This window comes from Aeromonas sp. (assembly GCF_051657805.1).
GTDB lineage: Bacteria > Pseudomonadota > Gammaproteobacteria > Enterobacterales > Aeromonadaceae > Aeromonas.
This window is the reverse complement of sequence record NZ_JBOFLJ010000019.1, coordinates 233,791-250,942: the sequence shown is the minus strand read 5'-3', so window position 1 is coordinate 250,942 and position 17,152 is coordinate 233,791. Positions and strand designations below refer to the sequence as shown.

Genomic DNA, 17,152 nt, shown 5'->3' with positions numbered 1-17,152 from the left:
TCTTCCTGCCGATAAAAAGCCGCTCCCTGGAGCGGCTTTTTTGTTTTATGAGGGCAAAAGAGATTTGTTCGAGGCTGTTTGCTATGCTGAGACCTGTCATCCCAACTGCCGATACGCCCATGCAGATCCCCCTCATACCCGAATACGAACAGCAGCGCCTCGATGGCCTGCGTCGCCTCGCCATCCTGGATACCACGGCGGAGGAGCGCTTCGATCGCATCACCCGGATGGCGCGCAACATGTTCGAGGTGCCCATCTCCCTCATCTCACTGGTGGATGAGGAGCGGCAGTGGTTCAAGTCCCGCTGCGGCCTGGATGCGCAGGAGACGCCCCGTGACATCTCCTTCTGTGGTCACGCCATCCTCGGCGAGGGGATCTTCGTGGTGGAGGACGCGACCCGGGATCTGCGCTTCGCCGACAATCCCCTGGTGCTGGGGGCTCCCCACATCCGTTTCTATGCCGGCTGCCCCCTGCAGATCGCCGGCGGCCACAAGGTGGGGACCCTCTGCCTCATCGATCGCAAGCCGCGCCATCTGGATGAGCGCCAGCAGTCCCTGCTGACGGATCTGGCGGGCATGGTGGAGCACGAGCTGGCCGCCATCCAGCTGGCGATCCTGGATGAGCTGACCGGCATCACCAATCGCCGCGGCTTCGTCATGCTGGGGCAGAAGTGCCTGCTGCTCTCCCATCGGCAGGGGAGGGAGGCGAGCCTGCTGTTCCTCGACCTCAACCGCTTCAAGGAGATCAACGATACCCTGGGACACGAGGTGGGGGACGATGCCTTGCGCCAGATGGCACTCTTGCTCTCCCGGGTGTTTCGCAACGCGGACATCTTCGCCCGGCTCGGGGGGGACGAGTTCGTGGTGCTGTTGCCAGGGATGGGCCCCGAGCAGGTGTCCAGCGTGCTGGCCCGCTTCGAGGAGGCGCTGGTGATTTTCAATCGGGAGGAGGGCAAGCCTTACCAGCTGCTCTGTTCCACCGGTGTCGCCCACTATGATCCACTGCTGCCGCCGGATCTGGAGCTGCTGTTGCAGCAGGCGGACAAGCAGATGTACGACCGTAAAAAAAGGCGCTAACAGCGCCCTTTTTTCGCCTGCCCCGGTGGGCAGAAGGTTCCATAACCCCCACGGTCACCGTCGCTGACCCGGATCCTGGTATCATCCACACTGACGTCGGCGCCGTGTACCCGCACCGGTCCGCTGCTGCAGGCGCTGAGCAGCCCCCCCAGCAATATCATCACCATCAACTTGCCCATAAAACCTCCTCTTATTTTCATGATTATGAGGCATTTTCATGGACGAATGGAGGTGCTTTCGGCCCGGTGCGTCACGGCTTGCCGTGGATGTGAAAGAGGGCGCCGTGGCGCCCTCTCGATGGGTGAGCGGCCTCATAGCCGGAAGTTGCCGACCAGCTTGTCGAGCTCGCCGGAGAGCTGCTGCAGGCTGCGGCTGGATTCGGTCAGCTGGTGGGCGATGTCGGCGGTCTCCATGGTCAGCTGGTTGATGTCCTCCACGTTGCGGTTGAGCTCGCCGACCACGCTGGACTGCTCCTCGGTTGCGGTGGCGACCTGGATGTTCATGTCGCTGATCTGGGTGATGTGACCGGTGATCTGACCGAGGGCCGCATTGGCCTCGTCGGCCTGGCCGACCACGGCCTGGCTCTGGTTGCTCCCCTGAGCCATGGCGCTGACGGCGCGGGCGCTCTGCTCCTGCAGGCTGTTGATCATGGTCTGGATCTCGGCGGTGGAGGCGGCGGAGCGGCTGGCGAGGTTGCGTACCTCGTCGGCCACCACGGCGAAGCCACGGCCCTGCTCGCCGGCGCGGGCGGCCTCGATGGCTGCGTTCAGCGCCAGCAGGTTGGTCTGCTCCGAAATGCTGCGGATGGTGTCGAGTATGCTGCCGATGGAGTCGGTCTGGTTGGCCAGGGACTCGATGACGCCGGCAACCTGCTCGATTTCCGTGGAGAGGCCGACGACGCCGTGGCGGGCCTGGGCCACCACCAGGGCCCCCGCATCGGCCTGCTCGTTGGCCTGCTTGGCCACATCGGCGGCGAGGGACGCATTGCCGGCGATCTCGGTCACCGTCGCCCCCATCTCGTGGATGGCGGTGGCCACCTGTACGGTGCGATCCCGCTGGGCGGTGCAGTTGTGCTGGGTCAGCTGGGCCTTGGTTGCGAGGTCATTGGCGGTGGCGGCCACCTGACGGGAGTTGCTGGCCACCTGTTCGATGGCGCCGTGAATGCGGGCCACGAACTGGTTGAAGCTGCGGCCTATCTCGGCCAGCTCATCCTTGCCGCTGAGGCTGGCGCTGCTGTCGAGCGCCAGGTGGCGGGCCACGTCCCCGATGTGCTGCTGCAGGAAGGAGACCCGGCTACGCAACCCGATCAGGATCAGGGTCGACACGAGCAATGAGATGGCGAGGGCGACGACTATGATGGCGATCATCTGGCTGCGGCCGCCGCCATAGCTGCGCTCGCTCAGCTCGTTGCGCTGCTGCGCCTGCTGGATCAGCCCGTCGAGCAGGGCGTTGGCTCCCTTGCGCATGGTCCCATAACTCTGGCTGTAGCGATCCCGATAGAAGGCGCGAGCCTCATCCATCCGGTTGTCCGACAGTGCCTGCAACATGGGGGTCAGCTCGTCGCGCTCCATGGCGGTGAACTGATCGAGCAGGGCCTGTGCCTCGGCGCGGGCGGCGGGGTCGACCTGGGCTCTGACCGCCTGCTCCATGGCCTGGCGCATCTCGGGAATATCCTCCTCGCGGGTCTCCTTGACCCGGGTCAGCACTCCCTTCTCATCTCTCAGGGAGGTCTCCTGCAGCAGCATCATGTCGATGCCGACCCGCATACGCGGAATGCGGGAGGCCACTTCCGCCATGGCCCGCATGGGGGTCGCGGTATTCTGGAACAGCTCGTCGGCCTGCTGCTTGATGTGTCCCATGCTGCGCAGGCCGGCCGCGCCCACCAGCAGCAGGGCGAGGCAGGGTACGGTGACCGCCAGGATGAGTTGGTTTTTGATGGTGAGCTTGCCAGCCAGCATGTTGACTCCTTGGTTTGTTGTTGTGTCGCTAATCTAGCGGTTTGTCATGACAGTCGTTGTCATGGCCGGAGCGGCGTTCCATGCCGCCCCGATAAAACAAGAGCGCCGAGGCGCTCCTGATGATCACAACCTGAAGTTGCCGACCAGCTTGTCGAGCTCGCCGGAGAGCTGTTGCAGGCTGCGGCTGGACGCCGTCAGCTGGTGGGCGATGTCGGCGGTCTCCATGGTCAGCTGGTTGATGTCCTCCACGTTGCGGTTGATCTCGCCGACCACGCTGGACTGCTCCTCGGTGGCGGTGGCGACCTGGATGTTCATGTCGCTAATCTGGGTGATGTGACCGGTGATCTGAGCGAGGGCCGCGTTGGCCTCGTCGGCTTGGCCGACCACCGCCTGGCTCTGGTTGCGACCTTGGGCCATGGCGCTGACGGCGCGGGCGCTCTGCTCCTGCAGGCTGTTGATCATGGTCTGGATCTCGGCGGTGGAGGCGGCGGAGCGGCTGGCGAGGTTGCGTACCTCGTCGGCCACCACGGCGAAGCCGCGGCCCTGCTCGCCGGCACGGGCGGCCTCGATGGCGGCGTTCAGCGCCAGCAGGTTGGTCTGTTCCGAGATGCTGCGGATGGTGTCGAGTATGCTGCCGATGGAGTCGGTCTGGCTGGCCAGGGACTCGATGACACCGGCGACCTGCTCTATCTCGTCCGACAGCCCGATGATGCCGTGACGGGCCTGGGCTACCACCAGGGCGCCCGCATCGGCCTGCTCGTTGGCCTGCTTGGCCACATCGGCGGCGAGAGACGCATTGCCGGCGATCTCGCCGACCGTGGCGCCCATCTCGTGGATGGCGGTGGCTACCTGCACGGTACGATCCCGCTGGGCGGTACAGTTGTGCTGGGTCAGCTGGGCCTTGGCGGCCACCTCGTTGGCGGTGGCGGCCAGCTGGCGGGAGTTGCTCGCCACCTGCTCGATGGAGCCATGGATCTTGGCGACGAAGTTGTTGAAGCCGGTGGCAACCTGGCTGAGTTCATCGCGGCCTTCCACCCTGAGACGCTGGGTCAGATCCCCGTCACCGCTGCCGAGTTCCCGGAACAGCCGCGCCAGTTCGTTGAGGGGGCGGCTGACGGAACCTGCGAGTACGACCCCGAGCAGCCCCATGCCGACGGCGATGGCGAGGCTCACCAGCAGTATATGAAGCCTGGCGTTATTGAGTTCGGCATAGATCTCGGCCTCCGGCACCTGGGCTACCAGATACCAGTCGAGCAGCGGGATATAGCTGGTGGCCAGCACCACGGCCTGGCCGTCCACCTCTGCGTGGGTGGCGGCGAAGGGCTGCTTGGTCAGCAGGCTGCCAGCCCCCGGGCCTGCCAGCTGGGTCAGGCTGTCGCGATCGATGCGGGCCGCATCCGGGTGCAGCTTCACCTTGCCGCTGCCGTCGGTCATGAAGACGAAGCCGCTGTCACCGATGCGGAAGTTGGCGAGCATGCTGACCATGCTGTCGAGGGACTTGGCGAGCCCCGCCAGGCCGCGACCATTCAGCTGCTGGAAGTTGACGAACAGCTTCACCTCGCCGTTGGTCTCGCGGAAGATGCTGAGCATCAGGTCCTGCTGGCTCTTGGTGTAGTCGTAGAACCAGTTGTCCTGCTCATGATTGAGGACGCGCAGGAAGCCGTCCTGGTTGTAGTAGGCGGCGCTCTGGCGGTCGGCGAAGGAGGCGGTGACCAGGCCGTACTGGGCCGTCATGTCCTTCAGCTGCTCGATGAGGATGGGTTCCTGCTCCTTGGGCATGCCACGGGCGACCCAGTCCAGCACGAAGCGATCGTTCGCCAGCTGCTTGGCGGCGCCGGCGACCGAGGTGAGATCCCGCTCTATCTCCTTGCCGATGCGCTGGGTCAGGTTCGGCAGCTCCTGCTCGAACATGCGCGCCTCGATCAGCTGCTGGGCGGAGCGCTGACTGAAGTAGCCCACCAGGAGGCAGGAGAGCGCCACGGCCAGGATGACGGTGGCCAGAATTTTCTGTTTGAGTGTCAGGCTTGCAAACATAGGGTGACTCGGGGATGTGGGCCTAGGGATGAGTTCATATTAACGGCTGACCAAGCCTCCCCTTGAGTCATGGTTGGCGTTTATTGCCGATTAACGTTTGCGCTCACAGCCGACCAGGACTGATTTGGCGCCAACTATCCCCTGGCGTCGCCAGCCGCTGTCAGATGAAATCTCGCCAGCACAGTCAGTTACGGTTACAGTTCCTCATCTGAGGGTGAGCATCGCGGCTCACTCGGCTCGCACTGGAACCATGGACACTCATATGCGCATCTTTCCTCTGGGATGGACCCAACTGCTAATGCTCTTGCTGACCGCCCCCCCTCTCATGGTGGCGGCCCAGAGCCCGGATCCCGCCAAGCCGAATGGCGGTGCCAGGGGAGAGAGACCCAAGGTCGCGCTGGTATTGAGCGGCGGCGGCGCCAAGGGGGCGGCCCACATCGGGGTGCTCAAGGTGCTGGAGGAGAAGCGGATCCCGGTGGACATCGTCGTGGGGACCAGCATGGGGGCCTATGTGGCGGGCATGTATGCCATGGGGCTCAGCGCCGAGGAGGTGGAACGCACCACCCTCGCCATCGACTGGAACAAGGGCTATCAGGACAAGGTCGGCCGCAACGAGCTCTCCCTGCGCAAGAAGCAGCAGAGCGAGAAATACCAGCTGCGCACCGATATCGGCATCAACGGGGATCAGACCCAGCTGCCCGATGGCTTCTTCCAGGGCCAGTCCATGGCCAGCCTGCTGCGCCACGCCACCTCCAACCTGCCGGTACAGAAGAGCTTCGACAACCTGCCTATCCCCTACCGCGCCATGGCCACCGACATGGAGACGGTGACCCCCTTCGTGCTGGATCACGGCAGCCTGGCCAAGGCGATGCAGGCCTCCATGTCCATCCCCGGTGCCCTCAAGCCGGTGGATTGGGAGGGGCGCATCCTGGCCGACGGCGGCACCGTCAACAACATGCCGGTGGACGTGGCCAAGGCCATGGGGGCCGACGTGGTGATCGCGGTGGACATAGGGGCCAAGCTGCGCACCCGCGAGTCCCTCAAGTCCGGGCTGGCCATGATAGACCAGCTCACCACCTACATGACCCAGGTCGGCACCGAGAAACAGAAGGCTCTGCTTGGGCCCAAGGATGTGTTGCTGAGTCCGGAGTTTGGTGACATAGGCATCGCCGATTTTGCCCGCATGCCGGACGGGATCAAGATAGGGGAGGAGGTGGCCCTGCGCGCCTCCAGCCAGCTGGATGGGCTCTCCCTCTCTCCCGACGCCTATGCGGACTACCGCAACCAGAAGCTGAGCCGTCGCGCCGAGCGCAGTGGCCAGCCGGCCTATTACATCGACAAGGTGGAGATCATCAACAAGTCGCGCCTGTCGGACGAGACGGTGCGCGCCATGTTGAAGGTGCGCCCGGACAAGGTGCAGACCTATGACAGCCTGGAGGCCGGGATCCGCCGCCTCTACGCGCTGGAGTCCTTCGATCGCATCACCTATGAGGTGGAGGAGCGGGACGGCGAGAACGTGCTGGTGGTCAACGCCAGCGAGAAGAACTGGGGGCCGGGTTATCTCAACTTCCAGCTCGGCTTCTCCGACGACTTCGAGAGCAACTCCAACTACAACGTCGGCATGTCCTACACCCTCACCAACGTCAATGACTGGGGCGGGGAGTGGCTGACGGAAGCCTCCCTTGGCACCGCCAAACACCTCAAGACCGACTTCTACACGCCGCTGGAACCGTCCCAGACCTACTATGGCGAGGCGAGTCTGGCCTACGACAAGACGCCACGTCGGATCTTCTTCCCGGAAGAGGACGAGCAGACGCTGGGGGTCAGCTACCTGGACTCGGAGTACAGCTTCACCAGCATGGATCTGGCCCTCGGCTGGAACCGCCAACCCTGGAGTCGGCTATCGTTTGGCCTTGAGGGCAAGGTGGGGAACATCGATATCCAGAATATCAGCAACGCGGATATGGATGCCTCCGCCTGGGGCCCCTATGTGCGCTTCGAACACGATACCCTCGACAGCCGCTACTTCCCCTATGAGGGGATCTACTGGGACATCAAGGGGGGCTACACCCATGTCAGGCTGGATTCCAATGACGGGTCGACCGAGAACAGCGAGGGGCTCAATTATCATCTGGCGATGATCAAGCCCTGGTCCTGGGGACGGCACAGCATTAACCTGATGCTGGAAGGGGGCGGTTCCAGCTCGGAGGAGGAGGTGCCCCTGTATGTGCAGGATCTGGGGGGCCTGTTCCGCTTGTCCGGCTTCCAGCATTACCAGTTGAGCGGGCGCTACAGCCTGTTCGGTGGGCTGCGTTACATCTACCGGGTGGCGGACAATGACTTCGGTGCCTTCAAGGCACCGCTGTTCCTCGGTGGTTCCCTCGAGCAAGGTAACGTCTGGGATAGTGGCGAGGAGATCAGCCTGGAGAACTCCTACACCGCCGGCTCCGTCTACGTGGGGGTGGAGAGCTTCCTCGGTCCCATCTTCCTCGGTTACGGTATGGCGGAAGGGGGGCATGAGATGTTCTATCTGCAGCTCGGCACCACCTTTGAATAGGGGTGAAATGCTGACGTTTTGTTAACAATCGCCAAGCGCATTTTTTGTGTGCTTAAAAAAACCTAGTAACCTTAGATGGTTATGTTGTTTCGGTGAATAACTGCACAGGCTTTGGATTTTAATTAGTCGTTAAAACTTATATAGTGGGGGGCACCCTACGGGTGTCCCGCAAGGACGATCGCCGCGAGCTTGGGCGAACCCAAAAAAAAAGACCAAAGAGGAATTAGTCGTGCTTGAAACATACCGTAAACACGTCGAAGAACGTGCCGCCGAGGGCGTGGTTGCCAAACCTCTGGATGCAGAGCAAGTCGCCGCCCTGGTTGAGCTTCTCAAGAACCCGCCCGCCGGTGAACAAGATTTCCTGAAAGAGCTGTTGTCCTCCCGTATTCCCCCGGGTGTGGATGAGGCGGCCTATGTGAAGGCCGGCTTCCTCACCGCCGTCGCCAAGGGCGAGGCCCACTCCCCGATCCTGACCGCCGCCGAAGCGGTCGAGCTGCTCGGCACCATGCAGGGTGGCTACAATATCCAGCCGCTGATCGATCTGCTGGACGATGCCAAGCTGGCCCCTCTTGCTGCCAAGGGCCTCTCCCACACCCTGCTGATGTTTGACTCCTTCCACGATGTGGAAGAGAAGGCCAAGGCCGGCAACGTCCACGCCCAGCAGGTGCTGCAATCCTGGGCCGATGCCGAGTGGTTCCTCTCCCGCCCCGAGCTGGCCGAGAAGATCACCGTCACCGTCTTCAAGGTGACCGGCGAGACCAACACCGACGACCTGTCGCCGGCACCGGACGCCTGGTCCCGCCCGGACATCCCGCTGCACGCCCTGGCCATGCTGAAGAACGCCCGTCCCGGCATCACCCCGGATCAGGATGGCGTGATCGGCCCCATCAAGGCCATCGAAGAGCTCAAGCAGAGCGGCTTCCCCCTGGCTTATGTCGGTGACGTGGTCGGTACCGGCTCTTCCCGCAAGTCCGCCACCAACTCGGTGCTCTGGTTCATGGGTGACGACATTCCCCATGTGCCGAACAAGCGCGCCGGCGGCGTCTGCCTCGGCGGCAAGATCGCCCCAATCTTCTTCAACACCATGGAAGATGCCGGCGCCCTGCCCATCGAGGTGGATGTCTCCAAGCTGAACATGGGCGACGTGATCGACATCTTCCCCTACGAGGGCAAGATCAAGCGTCACGGCACCGACGAGGTGCTGGCCCAGTTCGAGCTCAAGACCGAAGTGCTGATCGATGAGGTACGTGCCGGTGGCCGTATTCCGCTGATCATCGGCCGCGGTCTGACCGACAAGGCCCGCGAGGCCCTGGGTCTGCCGTTCTCCACCGTGTTCCGTCGCCCGCAGCCCGTGGCCGATACCGGCAAGGGCTACACCCTGGCCCAGAAGATGGTGGGCAAGGCGTGCGGCGTGAAGGGCATTCGCCCGGGCACCTATTGCGAACCCAAGATGACCACGGTCGGCTCCCAGGACACCACGGGCCCCATGACCCGCGATGAGCTGAAAGACCTGGCCTGCCTCGGCTTCTCCGCCGACCTGACCATGCAGTCCTTCTGCCACACTGCGGCTTACCCCAAGCCCATCGACGTGCAGACCCACCACACCCTGCCGGACTTCATCATGAACCGCGGCGGTGTCTCCCTGCGTCCGGGTGATGGCGTCATCCACTCCTGGCTGAACCGCATGCTGCTGCCGGATACCGTGGGCACAGGTGGTGACTCCCACACCCGTTTCCCCATCGGGATCTCCTTCCCGGCGGGCTCCGGCCTGGTGGCCTTCGCCGCCGCCACCGGCGTGATGCCGCTGGACATGCCGGAATCCGTGCTGGTGCGCTTCAAGGGCGAGCTGCAGCCGGGTATCACTCTGCGCGATCTGGTCCACGCCATCCCCTACGCCGCCATCCAGCGCGGTCTGCTGACCGTGGAGAAGGCAGGCAAGAAGAACATCTTCTCCGGCCGCATCCTCGAGATCGAAGGCTTGCCGACCCTGAAGGTGGAGCAGGCATTCGAACTGGCGGACGCCAGTGCCGAGCGTTCCGCCGCCGGTTGCACCATCAAGCTGGATAAAGAGCCGATCATCGAGTATCTGAAGTCCAACATCGTTATGCTGAAGTGGATGCTGTCCGAAGGCTACGGCGACGTGCGCACCATCACCCGCCGCATCAAGGGGATGGAAGAGTGGCTGGCGAATCCCGTGCTGATGGAAGCGGACAAGGACGCCGAGTACGCCGAAATCATCGAGATCGATCTGGCCACCATCAAGGAGCCCATCCTGTGTGCGCCGAACGATCCGGACGATGCCCGTCTGCTGAGCACTGTGGCAGGGGACAAGATCGACGAGGTGTTCATCGGTTCCTGCATGACCAACATCGGCCACTTCCGCGCCGCCGGCAAGCTGCTCGAGAAGTACCAGGGCGAGCTGCCGACCCGCATGTGGATAGCCCCGCCCACCAAGATGGACAAGGATCAGCTGACCGAAGAGGGCTACTACGGCATCTTCGGCCGGGTCGGTGCCCGCATCGAGATCCCGGGCTGCTCCCTCTGCATGGGCAACCAGGCGCGGGTCGCGGAAGGAGCCTCCGTGGTCTCCACCTCCACCCGCAACTTCCCGAACCGCCTGGGCAAGGGGGCCAACGTCTACCTGGCCTCCGCCGAGCTGGCCGCGGTTGCCGCCATCACCGGCAAGATCCCGACCGTGGCGGAGTACCTGCAGTACGCCAAGTCCCTGGACGCCACCGCGGCGGATACCTATCGCTACCTGAACTTCAACGAGATCGCCTCCTACACCAAGAAGGCGGACGAAGTGATCCTGCAGCAAGCGGTATAAACGCCAGACTGACAGAGCCATCTGATGACAAGCCCCCGGCCATGCCGGGGCTTTTCTTTTGGCACCAAGGGGAAAGGGGCTCGTTCACTGCGCCATTTTTCACCTCTTTGATCAAAAACTGATCTCGCACCAGAGAAAATGCGAGGGGCCACTATATGATGCAGCGCCTTTATCACACCCCCTGAGGGGGCCTCTTCGGGGCAAGGCATTCCTCCTCTCTGCCTATGGATCTGGTTACCTATGCTGCTATTCGGATTTGACGCCTCCCGGCCCTGCTGGCGCCTGCTCTGCGCCGCCCTGATCTTCGTCCTGCCCGTCTCGCTCGGGCTCTGGGAACTACACACCAACTATTTGAATACCCTGAGTAAACAGTCCGAGTCCGCGGCCAGCCGGGCGCTGACCCTGATGGAGCTAATGCTGGATCACGCGGAGGAGAACAATCGCAACATGTTCCCCCTGCTCAACCATCCCTGCGAGACGGCGCTCTTCACCATGCGCAGGCGGGTGGTGCTGGCCCCCTTCGTGCGTACCAGCAATCTCATCGCCGACAACGGGGTCTACTGCAACTCCCTGCTGGGGAAGGTGAACTGGCTGGATGACAACGTCGGTTACAGCGACGGCCTGCTGCGGCTGCTGCCTGGCAACTTTGTGTTGCCACGCCACCCCGTGCTGGCGGTGCGCAGCAGCGCCGGCCATGGTGCCGTGCTCAGCACCATAGACAGGGAATACATCAAGCTGATGCTGACCCTGAGTGCCCCCGCCAAGGGAGAGGTGCTGCTCAATGTGGGCAACAGCTGGCTGAATCATCAGGGGGAGCTGATGGTGCGAGACCCCAAGCTGCCGACCCTGGCGACCCATGATCTCAAGTCGAGCCGCTACCCCCTCTCCATCTACGCCGGCATGGACTTGCCCTCGGTGTGGCGGGCGCTGTGGCAGGTCAGGCATCTGACCATCATGCTGCTGCTGGGCTTCTCATTGTCGATCGCCCTGCTGGTGTGGTGGCTGCTGGGCCGCCCCGGCTCCATGGAGGGGGAGCTGAAGCGGGCGCTGCGCGCCAAAGAGTTTCTGCCCTACCTGCAACCCCTGGTGAGCAGCGGCGATGGTCGGGTCGTGGGGGCCGAGGTGCTGATGCGCTGGCAGCATCCGACCACGGGTCTGATCCGGCCGGATCTCTTCATCCCCCAGGCGGAGGAGTGCGGCATCATAGTGCCCATGACCCGGTCATTGATGCAGACGGTGGCCGAGCAGCTGAGTCAGTGGCAGCAACTGCTGCCGGCCGGTTTTCATATCGGCTTCAACATCAGCGCCGTTCACTGTAGGGATCTCTCCCTGTTGGCTGAGTGTCGCGCCTTTCTGGATCACTTCGCCCCCGGGGGGATCACGCTGGTGCTGGAGCTGACCGAGCGGGAGCTGCTGGTGGCGGACAGCCACACCCTGGGGCTGTTCAAGGGGCTGGATGAGATGGGGGTCAAGCTTGCCATCGATGACTTCGGCACGGGCCACTCCAGCCTGCGCTATCTGCAGCAGTTTCACGTGGACTATCTCAAGATCGATCAATCCTTTATCGGCCGGATCGGCACCGAATCCCTGTCCGAGCATATCGTCGACAACGTCATCGATCTCGGTACCCGACTGGGATTGACCCTGGTGGCCGAAGGGGTGGAGACCCGGGTGCAGGCCGATTACCTGCGCGGCAAGGGGGTCGATTATCTGCAGGGCTACCTGTTTGGCAGGCCGGCGCCGTTGCCGCAGTTCTGTGAGGGTCTGCTCTCCCGGCATCGCGCGGCCTAGACGGGGCATAGCCCTGACCAGAAGAGGGCAGGGCGTCTGATTTGGTTGTTTTTTGTTCTATTAGGGTTGAGTTCAGTGTCGGGCGCTAAACTGGTCGCCCTTTTTTCACTGGATCCGTCATGCCTTATTACCCCAGGTTCGATACGGCCCACCCCTGGTTGCGCCTGCTCCTCACCCTGCTGGTATTCGTTGTGCCCATGCTGCTCGGCAGCTGGGGCATGTATGTCCATTACCAGCGCAATCTGCAGCTGGAGTCGAAGGCGGCAGCGACACATACCATAGTGCTGCTGGAAACCATGCTGAGTCACGCGGACGAGGCCAATCGCAAGGTGTTGCCCCTGCTGGATCAGCCCTGTGAGCCCGCCCTGCCCACACTGCGCGAGCAGGTGGCCGAGGTGCCCTTCGTGCGCTCGGTCAACCTGGCCCGTCAGGGCAGCATCTACTGCACCTCCTTCTTCGGCACATACCGGATGCCCTATTCGGTGGCCAGCTTCGCCAAGGGGATGCTGCAACTGGGTAACGTCAGCCCCATGCGGCCGGATCACCCCTTCCTGGTGGTGCGTGCCGTCGAGGGGAGACGGTCGGCCCTCAGCGTCATTGACGGTGACTACCTCTGCTTCATGCTGAGCCTCAACGATCCCTCCCTCGAGATCATGCTGAAGGTCGGCGATCGCTGGCTCGACAAGCGGGGCAACTTCTTCCAGCATCCCCCCGCATCGTCCCGCCAGGCCGAGGTCATGCTGGGCTCGCAGGAGTATCCTTTCTCCATCTTCACGGGGCACAGGATTGCCTCGCACTGGCAAGGCCTGCTGCAGAGCCACAAGTTTGGGCTCTGGTTGCTGACCGGGTTCAGCGCCGGCTTCGCCCTGCTCATCTGGTGGTTGCTGGGTCGCCCCCGCTCCCCGAACAGCGAGCTGGCCCGCGCCCTGAAGGCCAGGGAATTCGTCCCCTTCCTGCAGCCGCTGGTGGACTGCGACGGTGAGAGCATAGTGGGGGCCGAGGTGCTGATGCGCTGGCAGCATCCCGACGCGGGCCTGATCCGCCCGGATCTCTTCATTCCCCAGGCGGAGGTGAGCGGCCTGATCGTGCCCATGACGACGCAGATCATGGAGGAGGTCGCCAGGGTGCTGGGGACTGAGCGGACGCGGGTTCCCCAGGGTTTCCATATCAGCCTCAACATCAGCGCGGCCCACTGCCGGGACATGGCGCTGCTGGATGATTGTCGCCGCTTCCTCGCGCACTTCGCCCCCGATCAGGTGGTGCTGGTGCTTGAACTGACCGAGCGGGAACTGCTGGTGGCGGATAGCCACACCCTGTCGCTGTTTGGGCAGCTCAACGAGCTGGGGGTCAGGCTGGCCATCGATGACTTCGGCACCGGCCACTCCAGCCTGCTCTATCTGCAGCAGTTCAATGTGGACTACCTCAAGATCGATCAGTCGTTCATCGGCAGGATAGGCACCGAATCCCTGTCCGAGCATATAGTCGACAACGTGATCGATCTGGGCACCCGGCTCGGCCTCTCCCTGGTGGCCGAGGGGGTCGAGACCCGCCAGCAGGCGGACTATCTCAAGGGCAAGGTGACCTATCTGCAGGGCTACCTGTTCGGTCGCCCGATCCCGGTGCGCCAGTTCAACGAGGAGCTAAGGGATCGGATGGTTGCTGTCGTCTCCGATCAAGCAGGGCCCTCTCCCACCGAGTAGGGGAGAGCCAGGGGCAGCCCCCATGACTAAGACTCAAGAGAAGTAAGCCAGTTGGCCAGAATCTCATGGGGGCTGCCCGGCTCGGGCTTTTGGGGGGCGAGCAGGTGATAGTGGCTGCCATCTCGGCAAAAGCCGAGGGGGGCGGCCAGCAGACCCGCAGCGATGTCATCGCTGACCTGGCGGTAGGGGCCGATGGCGACCCCAAGGCCGGCGACCGCCGCCTGCAGGCTGAAGTAGAAGTGGTCGAAGCTTTGGCCGGGAGCCTCCTCATCCCAGGCTTGTCCAGCCTTCGCAAGCCACTCCTGCCAGGCATGGGGGCGGGTACGGGTGTGCAATCGGGGGGTTAAAGATCGCAGGCGCAGCCCGTCTGTCCCCGGTTCGAAGAAGTGTTCCACCTTGCCCGGCTGGCAAACGGGGCCGGTCAGTTCCTCGAATAGTGGTTGACTGTGAAGATCCTCCGGCCATTGGAAGTCGTTGCGCCGGATGGCGAGATCGATGCCACTGTCGAAGCTGAGGGGGCCGCCCTCCGCCATCAGATGCACATCCAGCTCGGGATGGAGGACCTGAAAGGCGGGCCAGCGCGGGATCAACCAGCGCATCAGCAGGGTCGGTTCACAAGAGATGACTAGGGACTGGGGGCGGGCGCTCTGGCGCAGCGCCTGGGCCGTCTGCCGGATCCCGCCCAGCCCCTCCTTGACCGACCGATAGAGACGCTGACCCGCTCTGGTGAGAAAGACCCGGCGCTGGCGTCGCTCGAACAGCGGGATCCCCAGATCTTCTTCCAGCAGGCGTACCGCTCGGCTGATGGCTCCGTGGGTGAGGTGTAGCTCATCGGCGGCGCGGCTGAAGTTCTCGGTACGGGCCGCCACCTCGAAGCAGCGCAAGGCCGTCAGAGAGGGGAGGGATAGGCTTTTATGTGAGTTATTCTCACCATTCATGTCAGAAGTTATCGTTCGTTATTGACGTGGATGCCCAATAAAATAGCCGATATCACTTCTTCCCAGGATTATTTTTCATGACCGAACTGTTAGCCGTCATGGCCATCACCTTGCTTGCCGTCATCAGCCCGGGCCCCGATTTTGCCATGGTGTCTCGCAACAGCCTGCTGAGCTCCCGCCGTACCGGCGTGTTGACGGCGATAGGCATCGCCGCCGGGGTCTGTGTGCATGTGACCTATACCCTGTTGGGGGTCGGCCTGTTGATCCAGCAATCCCTCTGGTTGTTCAACCTCATCAAGCTGTCGGGGGCCGCCTACCTCATCTTCCTCGGTATCAAGATGCTGCGGGCCAAGCCCGTGCTGGATGGGGAGGTGGCGAGCCAACCCCACTTGTCTAGCCTGGGGGCACTGCGCAGCGGTTTTCTAACCAATGCCCTCAATCCCAAAACCACCATCTTCATCGTCAGCCTATTCATGCAGGTGGTGCAGCCGGGCACCTCCCTTGGAGTTCAGCTCGGTTACGGGGCCTTCATCGTGCTGGCCCATGGAGCCTGGTTCGGTGCCGTGGCGCTCTTTCTCTCCACCCCGGCGGTACGGGCCCGGCTGCTGGCGGTGCGTCACTGGATAGACAGAGTCTTCGGCGCCCTGCTGGTGGGATTCGGCGCCCTGCTGGCCTTCAGCCAGGCGTCGCGCTGAGCCACCTGGGCCCGCACATTCTCATCCACGACTGTAGGGGCTTGTTTTCCATGCCTTGGCGGGCGCTTTTCGGTAGAATTGATGCTCACTTCGAAGTCAGATGAGGCGCGGTATGACGGTCAGGTTCCAGGCATTTCACAGCATCAAGGCGATTGGCAATCGGGAGGTGCTGTTCAACTGGTCCAGGACCAACCCCCTCGGCGCCCTGGATCAGGTGTGGCGCCCGGCGAGCCGTGACGAGCTGCAAGCACTGCTGCGGGAACACCCGGAGCGCAAGCTGCGCCTGATCGGCTCCGGCCTGTCGTTTGAGCCCATCCACAGCGTCTATGCCGAGGGCAAGCAGGCGCTGCTGGTGGATCTGCACCATCTGCGGGGCAAGCTCGCCAGCACGGCCGATACCGTCACCTACCAGGCGGGCACGCCCCTCGACACCGTCTACGCCGATCTTGTCGCCATGGAGCGGATGCTGCCGGCCTCCCCGGGGGTCATCGGTATCCAGACTCTGGGTGGTGCGCTCAGCACCGGCACCCACGGCCAGGGACTGCACCAGTCCGCCCTGTGCGATGCGGTGGCGGCCCTGACCGTGATGCTGGCGAGCGGCGACATCATCCGGGTGGATCGCACCGATCCGCGCTTCGGCGCCTTCGTGATGGGCATGGGGATGCTCGGCGTGCTGCTAGATGTGACCCTCAACACAGTGCCGAACCGCATCATGCGCTGCACCAAGTTCACCACCGACTACCCCTTCCTGCTGGCGCACAACGAGCGTCTCAACCGCGAGCACAGCTTCGTGAAGAGCTGGTGGTTCGCCTGGACCGGCGAGAGCCATATCTGGCTGGTGGATCCCGCCTCCGAGGAGGAGGTGGCCCGCTATCGCGCCGGGGGCAGCGATCCCCTGCTGCTGGAGGGGAACGTGGACGGGCGCATGAACGCCACCATAGACGCTACCCTGCAGAAGATGGCCAAGGACACCAAGGACGAGGCCAGGGCCGGGGAGCACTTCGAGACGGTGCGCCGCTTCAAAGATGCCTCCGATCTCGTGGGCAACGTCTACCAGATCCTCTGCAAGGGGATACCGGCGCCCCAGATCAACTGTGAGGTGGCGGTGCCCCTCGAGCGAATGGGGGAGGCACTGGAGATCCTGCAGGCCTGGCAGGAGGCCAATCCCGGCGTGCTGCACTATCCCTTTATTTTGCGCTGCACCGGTCCCTCCGAGGCCTGGCTCAGCGCCGCCTATGGCAAGTCGGTGTGCTGGATTGGGTTCCTGGTCTATCTGGCGGCGGACGGCACTTTTGTCGGGGGGTCCATGGAGCAGATGCGCGAGCTGCAACAGCTGCTGGTGCCGCTGGGCGGCACCCCCCATTTCGGCAAGCATCTGGCGATGGATCTCTACGATTTCCCGGCCCTGCTGCCACGTTGGCACGACTTCCTGGCCCTCAAGGCCGAGCTGGACCCCCACGGCCGCTTCGAGAACCGCTGGCTCAGCGATCTGTTTGCCAACCGGTGAGAAATTGACATGATCGATATGCAAGACACCCGCGCGCTCATCGCCCTGCCGATCAAAGGTGAGTAACTG

11 protein-coding genes are annotated in these 17,152 nt (G+C 63.3%); 7 read left to right on the top strand and 4 right to left on the bottom strand.

From position 1 onward, the window contains the following. The first annotated feature begins 119 nt into the window (after positions 1–119). Positions 120–1,076, top strand: coding sequence for a diguanylate cyclase domain-containing protein (locus tag ACRCYW_RS06830; RefSeq protein ID WP_438549369.1), 957 nt, complete (start codon positions 120–122; stop codon positions 1,074–1,076). On the opposite strand, the gene ACRCYW_RS06825 is transcribed toward ACRCYW_RS06830, so the two are convergent. From ACRCYW_RS06825 to ACRCYW_RS06815, 3 genes are all read right to left on the bottom strand, one after another. Next, positions 1,073–1,255 (bottom strand): hypothetical protein, encoded by a 183-nt coding sequence (locus ACRCYW_RS06825; protein ID WP_100860585.1) that lies wholly within the window; start codon positions 1,253–1,255, stop codon positions 1,073–1,075. The genes ACRCYW_RS06830 and ACRCYW_RS06825 overlap by 4 nt on opposite strands. Positions 1,256–1,387: 132 nt before the next feature. Beyond that, positions 1,388–3,034, bottom strand: coding sequence for a methyl-accepting chemotaxis protein (locus tag ACRCYW_RS06820; protein ID WP_438549368.1), 1,647 nt, complete (start codon positions 3,032–3,034; stop codon positions 1,388–1,390). A gap of 123 nt (positions 3,035–3,157) precedes the next feature. Beyond that, positions 3,158–5,068 carry a methyl-accepting chemotaxis protein gene (locus tag ACRCYW_RS06815; RefSeq protein WP_438549367.1) on the bottom strand — a complete coding sequence of 637 codons (1,911 nt, stop codon included), beginning with the start codon at positions 5,066–5,068 and terminating at the stop codon, positions 3,158–3,160. A 262-nt stretch (positions 5,069–5,330) separates the two neighbouring features. Between ACRCYW_RS06815 and ACRCYW_RS06810 the strand changes: the two genes are divergently transcribed. From ACRCYW_RS06810 to ACRCYW_RS06795, 4 genes are all read left to right on the top strand, one after another. Then, the gene (locus ACRCYW_RS06810) at positions 5,331–7,625 is read left to right on the top strand and encodes a patatin-like phospholipase family protein (protein WP_438549366.1); all 2,295 of its coding nucleotides are present in this window, start codon (positions 5,331–5,333) and stop codon (positions 7,623–7,625) included. Positions 7,626–7,854: 229 nt separating this feature from the next. Beyond that, positions 7,855–10,452, top strand: coding sequence for a bifunctional aconitate hydratase 2/2-methylisocitrate dehydratase (acnB, locus tag ACRCYW_RS06805; protein WP_438549365.1), 2,598 nt, complete (start codon positions 7,855–7,857; stop codon positions 10,450–10,452). Between the two features lie 240 nt (positions 10,453–10,692). Further along, positions 10,693–12,243, top strand: a complete 1,551-nt coding sequence (locus tag ACRCYW_RS06800; protein ID WP_438549364.1) for an EAL domain-containing protein — start codon at positions 10,693–10,695, stop codon at positions 12,241–12,243. Positions 12,244–12,362: 119 nt separating this feature from the next. Further along, the gene (locus tag ACRCYW_RS06795) at positions 12,363–13,943 is read left to right on the top strand and encodes an EAL domain-containing protein (RefSeq protein ID WP_438549363.1); all 1,581 of its coding nucleotides are present in this window, start codon (positions 12,363–12,365) and stop codon (positions 13,941–13,943) included. Positions 13,944–13,969: 26 nt separating this feature from the next. Here the strand turns inward: ACRCYW_RS06795 and ACRCYW_RS06790 are convergent, their stop codons facing one another. After that, positions 13,970–14,881 carry a LysR family transcriptional regulator gene (locus ACRCYW_RS06790; protein WP_438549362.1) on the bottom strand — a complete coding sequence of 304 codons (912 nt, stop codon included), beginning with the start codon at positions 14,879–14,881 and terminating at the stop codon, positions 13,970–13,972. Between the two features lie 77 nt (positions 14,882–14,958). Between ACRCYW_RS06790 and ACRCYW_RS06785 the strand changes: the two genes are divergently transcribed. Beyond that, the gene (locus ACRCYW_RS06785) at positions 14,959–15,576 is read left to right on the top strand and encodes a LysE family transporter (protein WP_438549361.1); all 618 of its coding nucleotides are present in this window, start codon (positions 14,959–14,961) and stop codon (positions 15,574–15,576) included. A gap of 112 nt (positions 15,577–15,688) precedes the next feature. After that, on the top strand, positions 15,689–17,083 hold the full coding sequence (locus tag ACRCYW_RS06780) for a D-arabinono-1,4-lactone oxidase (protein WP_438549360.1): 1,395 nt from the start codon (positions 15,689–15,691) through the stop codon (positions 17,081–17,083). Positions 17,084–17,152 lie beyond the last annotated feature (69 nt).

What these genes read in the sequence shown, in the direction of transcription:
- ACRCYW_RS06830 (WP_438549369.1), top strand. Translation starts at nt 120, where the DNA reads ATGCAGATCCCCCTCATACCCGAATACGAACAGCAGCGCCTCGATGGC.
- ACRCYW_RS06825 (WP_100860585.1), bottom strand. Translation starts at nt 1,255, where the DNA reads ATGGGCAAGTTGATGGTGATGATATTGCTGGGGGGGCTGCTCAGCGCC.
- ACRCYW_RS06820 (WP_438549368.1), bottom strand. Translation starts at nt 3,034, where the DNA reads ATGCTGGCTGGCAAGCTCACCATCAAAAACCAACTCATCCTGGCGGTC.
- ACRCYW_RS06815 (WP_438549367.1), bottom strand. Translation starts at nt 5,068, where the DNA reads ATGTTTGCAAGCCTGACACTCAAACAGAAAATTCTGGCCACCGTCATC.
- ACRCYW_RS06810 (WP_438549366.1), top strand. Translation starts at nt 5,331, where the DNA reads ATGCGCATCTTTCCTCTGGGATGGACCCAACTGCTAATGCTCTTGCTG.
- ACRCYW_RS06800 (WP_438549364.1), top strand. Translation starts at nt 10,693, where the DNA reads ATGCTGCTATTCGGATTTGACGCCTCCCGGCCCTGCTGGCGCCTGCTC.
- ACRCYW_RS06795 (WP_438549363.1), top strand. Translation starts at nt 12,363, where the DNA reads ATGCCTTATTACCCCAGGTTCGATACGGCCCACCCCTGGTTGCGCCTG.
- ACRCYW_RS06790 (WP_438549362.1), bottom strand. Translation starts at nt 14,881, where the DNA reads ATGAATGGTGAGAATAACTCACATAAAAGCCTATCCCTCCCCTCTCTG.
- ACRCYW_RS06785 (WP_438549361.1), top strand. Translation starts at nt 14,959, where the DNA reads ATGACCGAACTGTTAGCCGTCATGGCCATCACCTTGCTTGCCGTCATC.
- ACRCYW_RS06780 (WP_438549360.1), top strand. Translation starts at nt 15,689, where the DNA reads ATGACGGTCAGGTTCCAGGCATTTCACAGCATCAAGGCGATTGGCAAT.